Origin of the sequence: Salinarimonas sp. (assembly GCF_046292825.1) — a bacterium.
In the GTDB taxonomy this organism is placed as follows: domain Bacteria; phylum Pseudomonadota; class Alphaproteobacteria; order Rhizobiales; family Beijerinckiaceae; genus Salinarimonas.
In genome coordinates this window covers 226,614-241,616 of record NZ_JBKBQG010000001.1, presented here as the reverse complement: position 1 = coordinate 241,616, position 15,003 = coordinate 226,614, and the positions used below count along the sequence as shown (strand labels likewise).

General features: G+C 68.7%; 14 protein-coding genes. 6 read left to right on the top strand and 8 right to left on the bottom strand.

What is annotated here, in order from left to right; all coding sequences use genetic code 11:
- Positions 1–5: 5 nt before the first annotated feature.
- Positions 6–1,538 carry a tripartite tricarboxylate transporter permease gene (locus ACK4UM_RS01170; RefSeq protein WP_409794435.1) on the top strand — a complete coding sequence of 511 codons (1,533 nt, stop codon included), beginning with the start codon at positions 6–8 and terminating at the stop codon, positions 1,536–1,538.
- A 410-nt stretch (positions 1,539–1,948) separates the two neighbouring features.
- Here ACK4UM_RS01170 and ACK4UM_RS01165 read toward each other — a convergent pair whose 3' ends face one another.
- The gene (locus ACK4UM_RS01165) at positions 1,949–2,857 is read right to left on the bottom strand and encodes a LysR substrate-binding domain-containing protein (protein WP_409794432.1); all 909 of its coding nucleotides are present in this window, start codon (positions 2,855–2,857) and stop codon (positions 1,949–1,951) included.
- 183 nt (positions 2,858–3,040) lie between these two features.
- Here ACK4UM_RS01165 and ACK4UM_RS01160 point away from each other — a divergent pair, with 183 nt between their 5' ends.
- The 5 genes from ACK4UM_RS01160 to ACK4UM_RS01140 all read left to right on the top strand — a co-directional run bounded on the left by ACK4UM_RS01160 (position 3,041) and on the right by ACK4UM_RS01140 (position 7,910).
- Positions 3,041–4,066: an amidohydrolase family protein gene (locus ACK4UM_RS01160; RefSeq protein WP_409794429.1), complete on the top strand. Its 1,026-nt coding sequence runs from the start codon at positions 3,041–3,043 to the stop codon at positions 4,064–4,066.
- A complete protein-coding gene (locus tag ACK4UM_RS01155) occupies positions 4,063–4,566 on the top strand; it encodes a TRAP transporter small permease (RefSeq protein WP_409794426.1) in 504 nt (167 codons plus the stop codon). Before ACK4UM_RS01160 ends, ACK4UM_RS01155 begins: the two co-directional genes overlap by 4 nt.
- Positions 4,563–5,840, top strand: a complete 1,278-nt coding sequence (locus ACK4UM_RS01150; protein ID WP_409794423.1) for a TRAP transporter large permease — start codon at positions 4,563–4,565, stop codon at positions 5,838–5,840. The genes ACK4UM_RS01155 and ACK4UM_RS01150 overlap by 4 nt, the downstream gene beginning before the upstream one ends.
- 64 nt (positions 5,841–5,904) lie before the next feature.
- On the top strand, positions 5,905–6,879 hold the full coding sequence (locus ACK4UM_RS01145) for a TRAP transporter substrate-binding protein (protein WP_409794420.1): 975 nt from the start codon (positions 5,905–5,907) through the stop codon (positions 6,877–6,879).
- Positions 6,880–7,010: 131 nt separating this feature from the next.
- Complete coding sequence (locus tag ACK4UM_RS01140; RefSeq protein ID WP_409794418.1) at positions 7,011–7,910, top strand: aldose 1-epimerase family protein; 900 nt, start codon at positions 7,011–7,013, stop codon at positions 7,908–7,910.
- Here ACK4UM_RS01140 and ACK4UM_RS01135 read toward each other — a convergent pair whose 3' ends face one another.
- The 7 genes from ACK4UM_RS01135 to ACK4UM_RS01105 are packed head-to-tail and all read right to left on the bottom strand — an operon-like array spanning position 7,911 to position 14,923.
- Positions 7,911–8,825: a 2-dehydro-3-deoxygalactonokinase gene (locus ACK4UM_RS01135; protein ID WP_409794415.1), complete on the bottom strand. Its 915-nt coding sequence runs from the start codon at positions 8,823–8,825 to the stop codon at positions 7,911–7,913. It abuts the gene before it with no gap.
- Positions 8,826–8,830: 5 nt separating this feature from the next.
- Positions 8,831–9,769, bottom strand: a complete 939-nt coding sequence (locus tag ACK4UM_RS01130; protein WP_409794412.1) for a dihydrodipicolinate synthase family protein — start codon at positions 9,767–9,769, stop codon at positions 8,831–8,833.
- Between the two features lie 2 nt (positions 9,770–9,771).
- On the bottom strand, positions 9,772–10,950 hold the full coding sequence (locus tag ACK4UM_RS01125) for a mandelate racemase/muconate lactonizing enzyme family protein (protein WP_409794409.1): 1,179 nt from the start codon (positions 10,948–10,950) through the stop codon (positions 9,772–9,774).
- A complete protein-coding gene (locus ACK4UM_RS01120; protein ID WP_409794407.1) occupies positions 10,947–11,891 on the bottom strand; it encodes a dihydrodipicolinate synthase family protein in 945 nt (314 codons plus the stop codon). The genes ACK4UM_RS01125 and ACK4UM_RS01120 overlap by 4 nt, the downstream gene beginning before the upstream one ends.
- Entirely contained in the window at positions 11,888–12,724 is an 837-nt protein-coding gene (locus ACK4UM_RS01115) for a carbohydrate ABC transporter permease (RefSeq protein WP_409794404.1), read from the bottom strand. Before ACK4UM_RS01115 ends, ACK4UM_RS01120 begins: the two co-directional genes overlap by 4 nt.
- The gene (locus ACK4UM_RS01110; RefSeq protein ID WP_409794401.1) at positions 12,724–13,677 is read right to left on the bottom strand and encodes a carbohydrate ABC transporter permease; all 954 of its coding nucleotides are present in this window, start codon (positions 13,675–13,677) and stop codon (positions 12,724–12,726) included. The genes ACK4UM_RS01115 and ACK4UM_RS01110 overlap by 1 nt, the downstream gene beginning before the upstream one ends.
- Before the next feature lie 10 nt (positions 13,678–13,687).
- Entirely contained in the window at positions 13,688–14,923 is a 1,236-nt protein-coding gene (locus ACK4UM_RS01105) for an extracellular solute-binding protein (protein ID WP_409794398.1), read from the bottom strand.
- Positions 14,924–15,003: the final 80 nt, after the last annotated feature.

Below are 15,003 nucleotides of genomic sequence, written 5' to 3'. Positions count from 1 at the left end.
AGGCAATGCCGCTCCTCGACCAGTTCGCGGCCTTCTTCGGCGCCATCACCGGCATTCTCGCGCATCCGTCGAACTGGGCGCTCCTGATCGGCGCGAGCCTGATGGGCATCGCCTTCGGCGCGCTGCCGGGACTGACCGCCACGCTCGGGGTGGGTCTTCTCGCGACGCTGACCTATTCCTTCGACATCCAGACCGCGCTCATCGCGCTCATCGCGATGTATGTCGGCGCGATCTATGGCGGCTCCTATTCGGCGGTCCTCCTCAACATCCCCGGCACGGCCGCCTCCGCCGCCTCGGCCATGGACGGCTATCCGATGGCTCTGCGCGGCGAGGGCGGACGAGCGCTCGGCCTCACGACGACCGCCTCGCTCATCGGGACGATCGTCGGCATGCTGGCCCTCGTCGTTCTCGCGCCGCTGATCGTGGAGGTGGCGCTCGGCTTCACCTCCTACGAATTCTTCCTGCTCGCGCTGTTCGGCATCGTGATCGCCGGCACGCTGCAGAGCCTGGATCTCGTCGTGAAGGGGTGGATCGCCGGCTTCATCGGACTCGCGCTGTCGACGATCGGCCGCGATCGGCTGATGTTCTACCCGCGCTTCACCTTCGACATGCCCGCGCTCGACCAGGGGCTCGAGGTCGTGCCGGTGCTGATCGGCGCCTTCGCGATACCCCAGATCGTCAAGGGGCTGCGTGAGCGCTCGGTCGCGCGCGAGATGCAGAAGCTCGGCCGGATCCTGCCGAGCCTCGGGACGCTTCTCGCCAATCTCAAGCACGTGATCCGCTCGGGGCTCATCGGAGTGGGGATCGGCGCCGTGCCCGGCGTCGGCGAGGACATCGCCGGCTGGGTCTCCTACGGCACGGCCAAGGCGACCGCAGCCAATCCGCAGGATTTCGGCAAGGGCGATCCGGCCGGGCTGATCTCGGCGGAGACGGCCAACAACGCCTGCGTCGGCGGCGCCTTGATGCCGCTCCTCACGCTCGGCATCCCCGGCAGCCCGCCCGCGGTGATGCTGCTCGGCGCGCTGATGCTGCACGGGTTGACGCCGGGCCCGATGCTCTCGATCGAGCGCCCGACCTTCCTCGTCGAGATCGCCGCGATCATGGTGCTGGCCGCGCTGGCGATGTGGATCAACGGCATGCTGCTCGCGCGTCAGGTGGTCAAGCTCCTGCGCATCGAGCCGAGCCTGTTCCTGCCGGTCGTCGCCGTGCTCGCGGTGATCGGCTCCTACGCGCTCGGCCTGTCGATCGTGAACCTCTACCTGATGCTCGCGGTCGGGATCGCCGCCTATTTCCTGCAGGAGATGCACTACCCGATCTCGCCGCTCGTCATCGGGGTGGTGCTCGGGCCGATGGCGGACGAGAACCTGCGGCGCGCCCTCATGGTTGGACAAGGCGATCTCACGCCCTTCCTGACGCGCCCGATCAGCCTCGTCCTGATCGGCGCGATCGTGCTCCTCGTCCTGGTACAGACGCCGATCTACGGCGGAGCGAAGACTTGGCTCGCCGGGCGCCTCGTGCGTGCGCGCAAGCGCGGCTGACCGGATCCCAGGCCATCCCGGCACGCTACTCGGCCGGGTCGCGGAGATCGAGATGGGCGGCGAGATCGGGCGTTGCGCCAGCTGCGATGGCGCGCGTCGCGCCGGCCAGCGAGCTCGTGCGGCTGTGCGCGCGCGGTCGCGGCCACGGCTTCTATGTCACCCATCTGCGCGACGAGGGCGCGGGCCTCCTCTCCTCGGTGGAGGAGGCGCTCGCGAACGGGCGCAAGAGCGGGACGAGCCTCGTCTCTCCCATCCAGAGGCGCTCGGCCCCCCCCACCCGCCTGAGACGTGTCCCATGCGCGTCAGGCCTCCTCGTCTCGTCGTCCTGCGCGACGAGAGCGCCCGACAGGCTCCTTGGGACGTGCAAAGCCGATCTCGCCGATCCCGGCAGATCCGTCCCGCCCTTCCGGTCACGGCTCCGGATGCGCCGGCGCGGTCGCGGAGGCCTCCTCGACGATCCAATCGCGAAACCGCTTCACCTTGGGGATCTCCGCGAAGATCGCAGGAAAGACGAGGTAGTGAGCTCCTGCCGGGCGCCAGAAGTCCGGAGGAACGAGAGGAACGAGTCTGCCGCTGTCGAGGAGTGGCCGCGAGAAGACCTGCGTTTCGAGCGCGACGCCGAGCCCCTCCTCCGCGGCCTGCAGAGCGAGGTATGCGCGATCGAAACGCAGCCCGCCGGTCGGCGCCGTGGTCGCGGAGCCGCATGAGCTCGCCCACTGGTCCCAGGAGACGAGCGTGCGTTCGGAATGCAGGAGAGGCAGCCGGAAGATGTCGTCGGGCCGGGCATGCTCCGGCAGGCGCGCAGCGAGGGGCGGTGCCGCCATGGGGAGGACCACGTCCGGCATGAGTTCGACCGTCTCGAGGCCCGGCCAGCCGCCGACGCCATAGCGGATCTCGACGTCCGTGTCGCTTCGGAAGAAGGCGGGCGGCTCCGGCGTCGCGTGGATCCTCAGGTCGATGTCGGGATGGGCGGCGACGAAGCGCCGGAGACGGGGCACGAGCCAAGCAGGGGCGAAGCTCGGCGGACAGTGGAGCGTGAGCACGTCGCCGGCGCCACCCTTGAGCAGGTTGTCCGTCGCGCGGTCGATCCGTGCGAAACCTTGGCCGAGCAGGCCGGCATACGTTCTCCCTGCGTCGGTCAGCACGATTCGTCGGTTCATGCGGTGGAAGAGGCGGACGCCGAGATGATCCTCCAGAGCCCGCAACTGATGGCTGATCGCAGAGGGCGTGACGCCGAGCTGCGCCGCAGCCTCCGTCACACTGCCGAGGCGGGCCGTCGCCTCGAAGACCTGAAGCGCCCGCAGCGGCGGTTTGGACATCGGAAATACCTGAGTACAGCTCAAGTGAACGGGGAGAATTTATCATTTGCGCGCAACCAACTCAATCGTGTTTCATCGTCGCGAGAGCCGCCGAAGCGGCCGCGGGGCAACCGTCCCCCGAGGAGCGCAACAGGATCGCGAGCGCACGAGACGGTGCCGCGATCGTGACCGAGGAGAAGTCGCATGCCGCTTTCGCGGGGTGCACGCACGCTCGTCGAGCGCCGTCTGGCGCATCTCGCGGCCGTGCAGCAGAGCGTCACGATCGACGCGGACACCCATCCGAGCGATCCGGACGCCTATTCGCCCGAACTCGCGGAGAGGCTCGCCCGTGACCCGAACTACTGGCAGGGTCGGCCGATCGGCGGCGAGGAGCTCCTGCGCGACCTCGATCAGGCCGGAATCGACATGGCCCTCGCCTGGCAGAACCCGGCGGTGACCGTCTACGGTGCCGACGAGAACGAGAATTTCGAGCGGCTTCTCGCCGCGAACCGCTACATCGCGCGGTTCGCGGAAGCGAACCCGACCCGGATCATACCCGGCGGCTGGACCGACCCGAAAGCGCTCGGCCTGCGCAACGCGCTCACGCTCGCGCGCATCTGCGTCGAGGATTTCGGCTTCCCGATCGTGAAGATGAACCCGGCCCAGAACGCCTATCCGATCACGGATCCGATGGTCGGCGAGACGGTCGATGCGATCGTCGCGCTCGGTGCGATCCCGACCTTCCATCTCGGCGGCGACAGCCCCTATACGCCTCCCGACGGTTTCGCGGCGATGGCCGCGCGCAACCCCGCTCACCCGATCATCGGCGTGCACATGGGGGGCGGCGGGTCCCATTTCGTTGCCGGCGACGAGACCTATCTCGGCGCGCGCCGGATCGGTCTCGAGCACGAGAACATCTTCTACGTGCTCAGCGCCAAGCGCGACACCCACATCGAGAGCGCGCTCGTCACCTACCGCTCGGCGGGACCCTCCGCTTGGAGGCGCCTCGCCATCGGTTCCGACGCGCCCTACGGACGGCCGAGCTGGAATTTCGGCGGCATGCGCGGCCTCCTCGCGGCATTGTCGGACGGCGCGCATTCCAACGATCCCCGCCTGCGAGCCGATCCGGGGATGTTCGACGAGGACGCCGCGCGGGATGTGCTCGGCCGCAACTTCGCGGCTCTCGTCGTCGCCGCCTACGAGCGGCTCCTCGCGGGATCCTCGGCATGACGCAGGCGCTGGACCGACTGAGCATGACCGTGAACCGCGTCACCGAGTGGGCTCTCGCCCCTCTTCTGGCATTTCTCGCGGGTCTCCTGGTGGTCGCGGTCTTCTCGCGCTACGTGTTCCACATCGCCATGGTGGAGGCGATGGAACTCACCCGCCTCGCCTTCGTCTGGGGCTGTTTCCTCGGTGCCGCCGTCGCTCTGCGACGGGGGGCGCACGTGCGGGTGACGTTCCTCGTCGATCGGCTCCCGGCGCGCCTCCACCCGCTGGGGCTTCTCGTCGCCTATGCGTCCTTCCTCGTCTTCGCCGGGATGATGGTCTGGCACGGCGCGGCGCTCACGCAACGCATGAGCGTAACGCGCTTTCCCACGCTGGGCATCTCCCAGGCTTGGCTCTATGCGGCGCTGCCGGTTTCCGGAGCGATCATGGTGCTCCATGGCTTGGCCGGGATCGTTCGCGCGGCTGCGGAGCTCGCCGCCGGATCACGAGGACGGGCGCCGTGATCACCGCGATGATCGTCCTCTTCACGGTGCTGGTTCTCGTCTCGGCGCCGCTCGCGGTCGCGCTCGGGCTCGCGATCTCGGTGGGGTTGCTGCTGTTCAGCCCGTTCCCCGTCGCCATCATGTTCCAGCGGATGGTGACCGGCATCGACAATTTCGTGCTCGTCGCGATCCCGCTCTTCGTGCTCGCCGGCAACCTCATGAACGCGGGCGGGATCACCGACCGCATCTTCCACTTCGTCCGCAGCGCGATCGGGCACGTTCCGGGCGGGCTCGCCCACGCGAATGTCGGCACGTCCGTTCTCTTCGCCGGCATGTCGGGCTCGGCCGTCGCAGACGCCGCGGGCATCGGAGCGGTCGAAATCAAGGCCATGCGGGACGCGGGATACAAGACCGAGTTCTCGGCCGCCGTCACGGCGGCGTCCTCGGTGATCGGCCCGATCATTCCGCCGTCGATCCCGCTGATACTGTACGGCGCGATCGCCGAGGTGTCCGTCGGCCGGCTCTTCGCGGCCGGGCTGGTGCCGGGGCTACTCCTGGCGGTCACCTTGAGCGTAATGATCGCTTTCATGTCGCGCACGCACGGCTTTCCCCGCGACCCTCGCTCGAGCCCGTTGCAGATCGCCCGTTCGTTCCTGCGCGCCTCGTTCGCTCTCTTGACGCCGGCGGTGATCCTCGTCGGGTTGATCGGCGGGGTCTTCACTCCGACCGAAGCGGGTGCCGTAGCGGTCGCTTACGCCCTCTTCCTCTCGCTCGTGGTCTACCGGGCGCTGCGCCTGAGGGATCTGCCGAAGGTCCTCGTCGAGACGATGGTCACCACGGCGATCGTGACCTTCATCATCTCCAACGTCTCCGCCTTCTCGTGGGCCCTCGTCGTGACGCGATCGGGGGACGCCTTCGTCGAGGCGATCCGGTCGGTGTCCGACGATCCCGCGATCGTCCTCCTCTTGATCAACGGCCTCCTTCTGATCCTCGGCGCGTTGATCGAATCGGGCGCGGTCTTGATCCTGATGACGCCGCTCCTCGTCCCTCTGGCCTTGTCGATGGGCGTGGATCCCGTCCATCTCGGGGTCGTCATGGTTCTCAATCTCATGATCGGCTGCGCGACGCCGCCGGTCGGCATGAGCCTGTTCGTGACGGCGCACGTGGCGAGCATTCCCGTCGAGCGCATGATGCGGGCGATCCTGCCCTTCCTCGTCCCGCTGATCATCACGCTCCTCGCCGTCACGTTCTGGCCGAGCCTCACCCTCTTCCTGCCGTCGCTCCTCTTCGACTGAGCGGCGGCGGAGACCCCGGGTCCCTTCCGCGGGACCCTCACGAAAACCAAGGGAGGAAACGACGATGTTCAAGAGCTGCAGTATCCTCGCTCTCTCGATCGGAACCATCGCGCTCCTGAGCGCCCCGGCGCTCGCGCAGACGCCGCTCAAGATCGGACACGGCCATTCGAGCCAGCACTCGTTCCATTTGGCCATGGAGCGCTTCGCCGAGCTTCTCGAGGAGAAGGCTCCGGGCGCCTTCGACGTTCAGATCTTCCCGTCCGCCCAGCTCGGCTCCGACCGCGAGATGCAGGAGCAACTTACCTTCGGCACGCTGGAGATGACGGTCACCGGCGTGTTGGGGATCTACGAGCCCAAGCTGGCTCTGCTCGAGCTGCCGTTCCTCTTCCGCGACCGAGACCACATCCTCGCCGCCCAGGAATCGGAGGCCGTGGCCGAACTCGCCGCGTCCCTGCCGCCGCGCGGCCTGCGCCTCGTCGGCTTCGTCGAGAACGGCTTCCGCAACATCACCAACAACGTGCGGCCCATCGAGACCCCGGCGGACGTCGCCGGGCTGCAGATTCGCACCCCCGAGAACCCCGCTCAGATCGAGACGTTTCGCGCGCTCGGCGCGAGCCCGACGCCGATGCCGTTCTCGGAACTCTACGCCGCGCTTCGCCAGGGCGTGGTCGACGGGCAGGAAAACCCGCTCCAGAACATCTACGACGGTAAGCTGTTCGAGGTGCAGCGCCATCTCGCGCTCACGGGACACATCTACAACTCGGCCTACATCGTCGCCTCGGAAGCGTTCCTCCAGAACCTGTCCGAGACCGATCGCGACGCCCTGCTCGAGGCGGCGGAAGAAGCCGGGCGTTGGCAGTTCGCGTACATCGCCCAGAGAGACGAGGAGCTTCTCCAGAGGCTGAAGGATGCCGGAATGCAGGTGACGACGCCCGATCGAGAGGCCTTCGTCCAGGCGACGCAACCGGCCTACGACGCCTTCTTCGCGCGGTTCGGCGACGAAGCGAGGGCGTTCGTTCAGGCGATCGGCGATCTCTGATCGGCGTGACCGGTCGCGTGATCGCGCTCGCGCGATCCCTCGGCATCATTCCGAAAGACGCGTCGCAGCGAGATTCGCGTGAAGCGCGGCAATGAAGCTGGTAAAGCGCGGAAGTCAGGAGCCCTCTTCGCATGAACCTCGCATTGCCTGAAATCGTACACCTGTCGAGCGCTTCGCTGCGCGCTGCGATCGCACGCCGCGGCGCCGAACTCGTCTCCCTGGAATACGAGGGTCGGCCGCTTCTGTGGCATGGAGATCCGACGTTCTGGGATCGTCGAGCACCGCTCTTGTTTCCGGTCGTCGGTCGCTCCCCCGGCGGGAATGTGGCGATCGACGCACGCTCCTACGTCATGCCGGCACACGGCTTCGCGCGCGATCGCATGTTCGATGCGCAGGTGTTCGACGACCGCTCCACGCGCCTCGTTCTCGATGCGGACGAGGCGACGCGCGCGTCCTACCCCTTCGCGTTCCGCCTCTCCATCGACGTCGCCGTCGAGGAGACGCGCATCGTCTTCGCCGCGTCCATCGCGAACCGCGGCGACCGGACGATGCCTTTCGGCTTCGGCTACCATCCGGGCTTCCTTTGGCCGGTGGAGCCGCGCGAGCGGTCGTGCTACGTCCTGCGCTTCGAGGCGCAGGAGGACGGTGCGATCCGCCGCGCGGATCTCGAGACGGGGCTTCTCCTCCCCTCGCGTGCCGAAGCGCCTTTGAAGGGCAGGACGCTCGCCCTCGAGGACGCTCTGTTCGAGCCGGGATCGCTCCAATTCGACGAGGTGCGCTCGCGCAGCGTCTGGTTCGGGCCGGAAGGCGAGGCCGGATTGCGGATCGACTTTCCCGACAGCCCTCAACTCGGGATCTGGACGAAGCCCGGCGCGCCGTTCCTGTGCATCGAGCCGTGGCAAGGCATGGCCGCGGAGGCGAACGGCTCGCCCGAGCTCGCGGCGCGTCCGGGCATGCGCATGCTCGCGCCGGGGGAGATCGCGACCTATCGGATGACGATCGCGGTCGGCATCCGCGACCCGCAAGCGTGATCACGCGCTCTCGGCGTCGAGCCAGCCGATGGACGACGCGATCTTCGAAAGACCGCGCGCGGCGATGTCGGGCGGCGCGCGCCGCGGCTCGACGCCGAAGGCCGCGAAACCGAGCGCGTAAGCGTCCGTGAGGCTCGGCGAGGCGACGATCGTCGGCGCCTCCTCGCCGAAGAGGAGCCGCCCCTGCGCGATCTCGGATCCGATGAGGAGCCCGGAGAGGAAGGAGGTCACGCCGTCGGGCTCCAATCGCCCGGCGAGGACGAGCGTGCGTGCGGCGAAGACCGCCCGGGCAAGACCGCCCTCCTCGTGGGCGCGCGCGCCTGCGGCGAGCCCCTCAGCGAACGCCTCGGAATCGGGCGTCGCGTCCGGCGTCGCGAGCCGGCCGATGATCGAATGGGCGAGGAGGACGGCATGGAACTCGCCGGTGAGAAACGTCGCGAACCGCGCCACCGCGCCCGCCTTCACCTGCGCCCATTTCGAGTGGGTTCCCGGAAGCACCACGAGACCGTCCGCGCCGAGCCCGAGCAATTGGATCTCCTCGCCGCGCATCACGTCGAAAGGCGGCGTCGCCGTGCGCAGACCGGGCGTGAACGCAATCTCGACCGCTCCTGTCGCGTTGAGCTCCACGTGCCGGCGCACGACGGAGCCGCCGAGCGCGTCGAGCGTCGCGGGGCAGTCGACATAGCCCGTCTCGACCCAGCCCTGACGGCTCGTGATCATGCCGCTCGCGAGAATCCGCGTGCCGGCTCGCACCCAATCGCCGATCTCGGCCACGAGCGCCTCCACGAAGGCGGCGTCCGGCACGGCGAGGATGCCCCGTTCGCTCTCGCGGCGCTCCAGGATCGCGCCGTGGCGATCGACGCGCCAGGCACGCAGCCGCGCGGAGCCCCAGTCGAGAAAGACGAGGTCGGCCACGGGCTTCACTCCGCGGCGCGCGGAATGGCCTGGATTTCGGCCTCCACCGCCTGCACATGCGCGAGCAATCGACGCATTTCCGCGATGCCGAAGGCCGTCGGCGTCATGGCCGGAGCGCGGTCGACAGGCTCGTCGAGGCCGATCTTCTCCGAGAAGAAGCGTTTGCCGTAGCAGAGCAGTCCCGGCACGGATCGCGTCATGAAGACGGGCACCGGGAGGATCGCACGGTGGATGCGCTCCGCCTCCTCCATCGCGTCGGGGCGTCCGCTCTCGAACAAGTCGAAGATGCGCACCTGCGCGGCGACCGTGTCGGGTGCCGGGATCAGGCCCGCGCCGCCGGAGCGCAGATGCGTCATGAACTCCACGCCGCCGTGCCCCCCGAAGACGGACAGCCGACCCCCCGTCTCCTCGATGACCCGCGCGACGTCGACCGCCGCCCCCTCCCCTTTCAGCAGGCCGACGTTCGGGTGCCGCTCGGCGAGGGCGACGAGGCTCGCGACGGAGAGGGAGACGTCGAGATTGACCGGGTTGTTCTGCACCGCCACGGGGAAGTCGAGGGCGTCGGCGACCGCGCCGAAGAACCGGACGATCTCCGCCTCGGAGCCGCGCGCAGCCGGCGGCTGCAGGATCACCCAATCGGCACCGGCAGCCCGAGCCGCTCTCGCGAACGCGATCTGCCCGGCGACAGTCGGCTCTCCGATTGTCACCGCGTAGGGCACGCGCCGGTCGACGAGCCCGCCGACCGTCTCGACGAGGGCGAGGCGCTCGTTGACGTCCATCTTGTGCACTTCGGTGACGAGGCCGAGCACGCAGATGCCGTGCGCTCCAGCCGCGAGGCAATGCTCGACCTGGGCGCGCATGGCCGCTTCGTCGAGGCGCCCCGCACGGTCGAAGAAGGCGTAGAGGACCGGGTAGACGCCCCGGAATCGCGTCTGCGGGCTCATGTTCAGCCTCCGGCGACGACGTGATCGAACAGGCGCGGGCTCGGCTCGACGCCGATCCCCGGGCCCTCGGGAAAGATGTAGTAGCCCGCTTCGCAATCCATCTCGCCCGTCGTGTAGACGAGATTTCGATCGAAGATCGAGTGCTGGTATTCGTGGTAGGGCACGCGCTGCAACGCGGCGGCGGCCTGCAGACTAGCCGCCATGAAGATCCCGCAGGAAATCGAGGCGTGCGGGATCACGTCGACGTGGAAGGCCTGAGCCATGCGGCCGATTTGCATGAAGGCGGTGACGCCCGTATGGCCCATTTCCGGCTGGACGATGCTCATCGCCCGCGCCTCGAGCCGCGGGCGATACTCGTAGACCGTGCGCCATTCCTCGCCGAGCGCGAGGGGCACGCCGATGGCGCGCGCCACGCTCGCCTGCCCTTCGAGATCTTCGGGCTGGCACGGCGCTTCTGCGAAATAGAGGTCGTGCGCCTCGAGCTTGCGGATGAGCCGGATCGCCTCGCCCGCCGTGTATTTCCAATGCAGGTCGACCATGAGATCGACGTCGGGACCGACCGCCTCCCGCAGGGCCGCCATCTCGCGCACGACGCCGTCGTCCGACATCGCGGCCGCGAACTTGATCGCGCGGTAGCCCTTGTCGACGAAGGCGCGGGCGAGGTCGCACCGCTCGGTGAGCGTCGCCTTCGGCAATCCGGAGACGTAAGCGGGAAGGCGCTCGTGGCGTCGCCCGCCGAGCAGGGTCGCGAGCGGCAGGCCCACGTTCTTGCCGAACAGGTCCCAGATCGCGATGTCGATCCCGGCGAGCGCGTCGACGTAATAGCCCCCGAAGAAGCCGCGCACGCGCATGAGATCGTAGAGGTCCTCGTTGATCACCACGGGCTGGCCCGGATCGCGGCCGATCAGGGTGGGGGCGAGGAGCTCGTCGATGATGGCCTTGACCGCCTGCGGCGCGGCGATGCCGTAGGTCTCGCCCCAACCGATCCGGCCGCTCTCGCCCTCGATCCGCACGAGCACCGACATGTCCGTCGTCGGATAGATGGAGCGATTGCCCCGCCGGACGACGTAGCCTTTGGAATTGACGGATTCTCCAGGACGCAGCGGCCCCAGATAGGGCACCTCGCGCGGAATGGAGACGATGAAGGTCTCGATCGTTCGAATGGTGTCCACGGGCGTCATGACGGATGCGTCTCCGATGGGATGGTTTTCGCCGGCAGCACCGGACCGCAGGGCAGTTGCGGCGAGAGGTCGGCGAGGATGCGGGCGATCTCGGCTCGGTCTTCGTCGTCGAGAGCGGGGCCGGCGGCGCGCGCGACCGTCGAGGCGAGAAGCCCGCGCCTTGCGAGCACCTCCTTGGTGAGACGCACGCGGAAGATCGCCTGCACGAGGAGGAGCGGAAGGCTCTCGCGGTAGAGGAGCCGCGCCTGCGCGACGGCGCCGCGCCGATAGGCCCGCACCAGCGCGACGTGGAAATCGGCGATCTCGAGCGCGGGCATCGTCCCGGCCGCGCCGCGCGCGAGTTCCTCGAGCACGTAGCGCGCGCCTGCGCCTCCGAAGACGGCGTCGAGCCGCCCCGCATGCGCTTTCACGAGTGCGCCGACGTTCTGGCCGCAGGGAAGGGTCTCTTCCTTGACGTAGCGGATCGCCGGCACCGCCTGCACGATCGCGACCACCGCCTCCGGCGCGAGCCCGGCTCCGTTCGGTGCCGGCGCGTTCTGGAGCATCAGGGGCAGGCTCGTCTCGCGCGCGACGGCGGAGAAGAAGGCGACGTGGCGATCGACGTCCCGTCCGGCGGCGGCCGGCGCCATCACCATGGCGGCCACGGCTCCGGCCGTGGCTCCGGCGCGCGCATGGGCGGCCGCCTTCGCCGGATCGGGAGCGCTCGCGCCGACGACGAAGGGGATGCGCCCCTCGAGCCGTCTGCCGAGCGCCGCGACGAGCGCGGTGCGTTCGGCGTCCGAGAGGGTCTCGACCTCGCTCGCCATTCCCGGATAGACGATTCCGTCCGCGCCGGCGTCGAGCGCGAAGGCGACGAGGCGCTGGAAGGCCGGCTCGTCGATCGCGCCGGTCTCGTCGAACGGCGTCGGCAGGACGGGAAGCACGCCTCGGAGAACGTTCATTTGACGGCTCCCGCGGTCACGCCGGCGACGAATTGGCGTTGGAAGAAGGCGAAGGCGACGACGACGGGAAGCGAGGCGACGAGCGAGGCGGCCATGGCGGCCCCCCAGTCGGAATTCACCTCGTTGAGATAGGACAGGAGCAGACCGGGACCGATCGTGCGCTGGCTCTCCGAGACGACGATCGTCATCGCGTAGAGGAGATCGTTCCACGACCACATGAAGGCGTAGAGGAACACGGTGACGAGCGCCGGCACCGAGACCGGCAACACGATCGTGTGCAGGATGCGCAGCTCGCTCGCGCCGTCGGCCCGGCCCGCTTCGATGAGCTCGCTCGGGATCTGGCTGAAGTAGGAGTAGAGCATGTAGATGCTCACCGGCAGCGAGAAGACGATGTAGGAGAGGATCAGGCCCAATCGCGTGTCGATCAGGCCGAGCGCCGCCAGCATCGGATAGAGACTGATCAGGAGGAGGCCGAAGGGGAACATCTGCGCGGAGAGCATGACCATCATGATTCCCCGCCGCCCGGCGTAGCGATACTTTGCGAACGAGCATCCGGCATAGACGGCGAGCACGGTGTTGATGAGCGCGCTCGCGGTCGAGTTGACGAGGCTGTTCTTCAACTGGACGGGCAAGCCGCCGCGGGTGAGCGCGGTGACGAAGTGCTGGAGCGTGAACGTCTCCGGAAAGGCGGTCGGGACGACCCGGTAGAGCTCGGCGTTCGGCTTCAGCGCCGAGACCACGAGCCAATAGATCGGCGCGAACAGGAAGAACCCGATCAGAGCCAGTCCGGCGACGAACACGAAACGGGCGGTGCGGCTCGAGAGGTCGAACATCACGTGCTCCTCAGGAGCTGGCGGAGATAGAGGTAGGCGGGCGGCAGGATCGTCGCGACCCACAGGACGCCGATCGCCGAGGCGACCCCGATGTCCCACGCCTCGAACGCGCGCCGGTAGACCTCGACCGACAGAACGGCGGTCGCGCGCACCGGCCCTCCGCCCGTCAGGGCGTAGATCGTGTCGAATTGCTGGAGATTGCCGATCATGCCGAGGACGGCGACGACGAGGACCACGGGACGCAGGTGCGGCAGGACGTGGTCGCGCAGGACCGCCCAATTGCCGGCCCCGTCGACCCGCGCCGCCTCGACCTGCTCCTTGTCGAGCGTCTGCAGGCCCGCGAGGAAGAAGGCCATGTAGAGCGGGATCGAGAGCCAGACCTTCGTGATCACGATCGCCGCCATCGCGCCGCCCGCGGTTGATAGCCAGGCGCGGGGGAAGTCGATCAGGCCCATCTCGAGCAGGATCGCGTTGAGCACGCCGTAGCGGCTGTTGAAGATCCACGCCCAGACGAAGGCGCAGACCGTGCTCGGCAACACCCAAGGCAGGAGCGACAGAGCGCGCAGAGCGCCCCGTCCGGGGAAGGGCTGGTGCATCAGCAGCGCCCAGGCGAGCCCGAGCGCCATCGTGAAGGCGGTCGTCGTCGAGACGTAGATCGCGGTCGTGACGAAGGATCCGATCACCGCCGGATCGCTCAGGATCCGGCGGAAATTGGCGAGCCCGATGAAGACGACCTGCGGGCTCTCGAGATTGTCCCTGAAGAGGGACAGAGCGAGCGCGTGCAGGAAGGGGCCGAGGATCACGAGCCCGAAGGCGACGAGCGCGGGGATGAGGAGCAGGCGGCCGACCCGCGTCTGCCCGGCGGTCAGCCCGCGCGGGTCCGCGTGCGGCGAGATCCGGAGGACCGGCGCCGCAGCGCCGGCCGTCGTCGTCGGGAAAGCCGCACCGGCCATCGTACCGCCCTCAGCCGCGCTGGGCCATGGAGGACGCGAGGCGCTGCTGCATCGCGGCGATCGCCTCCTCCGGGGTCTTCTGCCCGAGGAGCGCGCTCTGCACCTCCTCGCCGATGATCGTCGTCATGTCGGCCGCGTTCGACCAGATGCCGATCTCGTTGCGCAGCGGCTCGCCGGTCGCGGCCGCCCAAGCGGAGAGATACGCGTCGTCGCGAACGGTCGGCGCCGCGCGCGCCGCGAGGGTGACCGGCAGCACGCTCTGCTGGATGGGATAGGTCGTCTGCGGTTCCTCGGACACGAGATGGTCGATGAAGCGCGCCGCGGGGGAATCGGGGTTCGCATTGTCGGCCCCGGCGAGCGCCACGAGATGGCCCCACTGGATCGAGCGCGGGGTGTCGCCCTGCGCCAGAACCGGGGTCGTGATCGGCCGCACGATCGGGTCGATCGCCTCGCCCTGCCCGGAGAAGGTGCGGATGTGGGTTCGCGCCTGGGGCGCGTCGAAATAGAAGGCGGCCGCGTTCTGCGCGAAGAGGCGGCGGGAATCGGGCCGGTCGACCTCGGGCGCCGCGAGACGCTCGCGTACGAGGCTCGTCATGAAGGAGAGCGCCGCGTGGCCCGCCTCGCTGTCGACGACGACCTCGCCGTCCTCGGTGACGATGTTGCCGCCATGGACCCACACCCAAATCATGAAGTCGAGGAGGATCGAGCTGTTGTTCTGGGTAGCCATGGCATAGGGCACGGAGCGCGGGATCTTGTCGCGCACGGCTTCGAGGGCCGCCTTGAACTCCGCGACGGTCGTCGGCATCTCGGCGATTCCGGCTTCTTCGAGGACGGCCGCGTTCGCGACCATGCCGATCGTCCCCGAGATCCAGGGCAGCGCCATCTGGCGATCGCCGATGCGGCCGAGCGCGAGGGCGTCGGGTGCGAAGCGGGCCTCGAGCGCCTCGCGGCCGAAGACCTCGTTCAGATCGACGAGCTCGGGCATGTTGGCGTGGGAGGGAAGCCAACGCTCCTGGAGCTGGATGACGTCGGGCAGGGTGCCGGAGCGTTGCCGGAGCCAGACGTTGCGCTGCATGTCGCCCCAGGCGTAGCCGATCGTCTCGACCGCGATGCCGGTCTGCGCCGAGAAGCCGTCGAGGAGCGCCTGGACCGAGGGGCGCCCGGCCTCCTCGGCATAGGTCCAGCTCATGAACTCGATATCGGCGGCGCGCGCCGCCGAGGGGCCGGTCAGCGCGCCCGCGGCCACGAGGGCGGCGGGGGGGGCGCCGCCGGGGGGGGCGGGCCCAAAGCGCATTATTAAAGGTTACGACGGAGGGTTGAGTCGGG

Coding starts and splice junctions, on each gene's coding strand:
- ACK4UM_RS01170 (WP_409794435.1), top strand. CDS start 6: ATGCCGCTCCTCGACCAGTTCGCGGCCTTCTTCGGCGCCATCACCGGC.
- ACK4UM_RS01165 (WP_409794432.1), bottom strand. CDS start 2,857: ATGTCCAAACCGCCGCTGCGGGCGCTTCAGGTCTTCGAGGCGACGGCC.
- ACK4UM_RS01160 (WP_409794429.1), top strand. CDS start 3,041: ATGCCGCTTTCGCGGGGTGCACGCACGCTCGTCGAGCGCCGTCTGGCG.
- ACK4UM_RS01155 (WP_409794426.1), top strand. CDS start 4,063: ATGACGCAGGCGCTGGACCGACTGAGCATGACCGTGAACCGCGTCACC.
- ACK4UM_RS01145 (WP_409794420.1), top strand. CDS start 5,905: ATGTTCAAGAGCTGCAGTATCCTCGCTCTCTCGATCGGAACCATCGCG.
- ACK4UM_RS01140 (WP_409794418.1), top strand. CDS start 7,011: ATGAACCTCGCATTGCCTGAAATCGTACACCTGTCGAGCGCTTCGCTG.
- ACK4UM_RS01130 (WP_409794412.1), bottom strand. CDS start 9,769: ATGAGCCCGCAGACGCGATTCCGGGGCGTCTACCCGGTCCTCTACGCC.
- ACK4UM_RS01125 (WP_409794409.1), bottom strand. CDS start 10,950: ATGACGCCCGTGGACACCATTCGAACGATCGAGACCTTCATCGTCTCC.
- ACK4UM_RS01120 (WP_409794407.1), bottom strand. CDS start 11,891: ATGAACGTTCTCCGAGGCGTGCTTCCCGTCCTGCCGACGCCGTTCGAC.
- ACK4UM_RS01115 (WP_409794404.1), bottom strand. CDS start 12,724: ATGTTCGACCTCTCGAGCCGCACCGCCCGTTTCGTGTTCGTCGCCGGA.
- ACK4UM_RS01110 (WP_409794401.1), bottom strand. CDS start 13,677: ATGGCCGGTGCGGCTTTCCCGACGACGACGGCCGGCGCTGCGGCGCCG.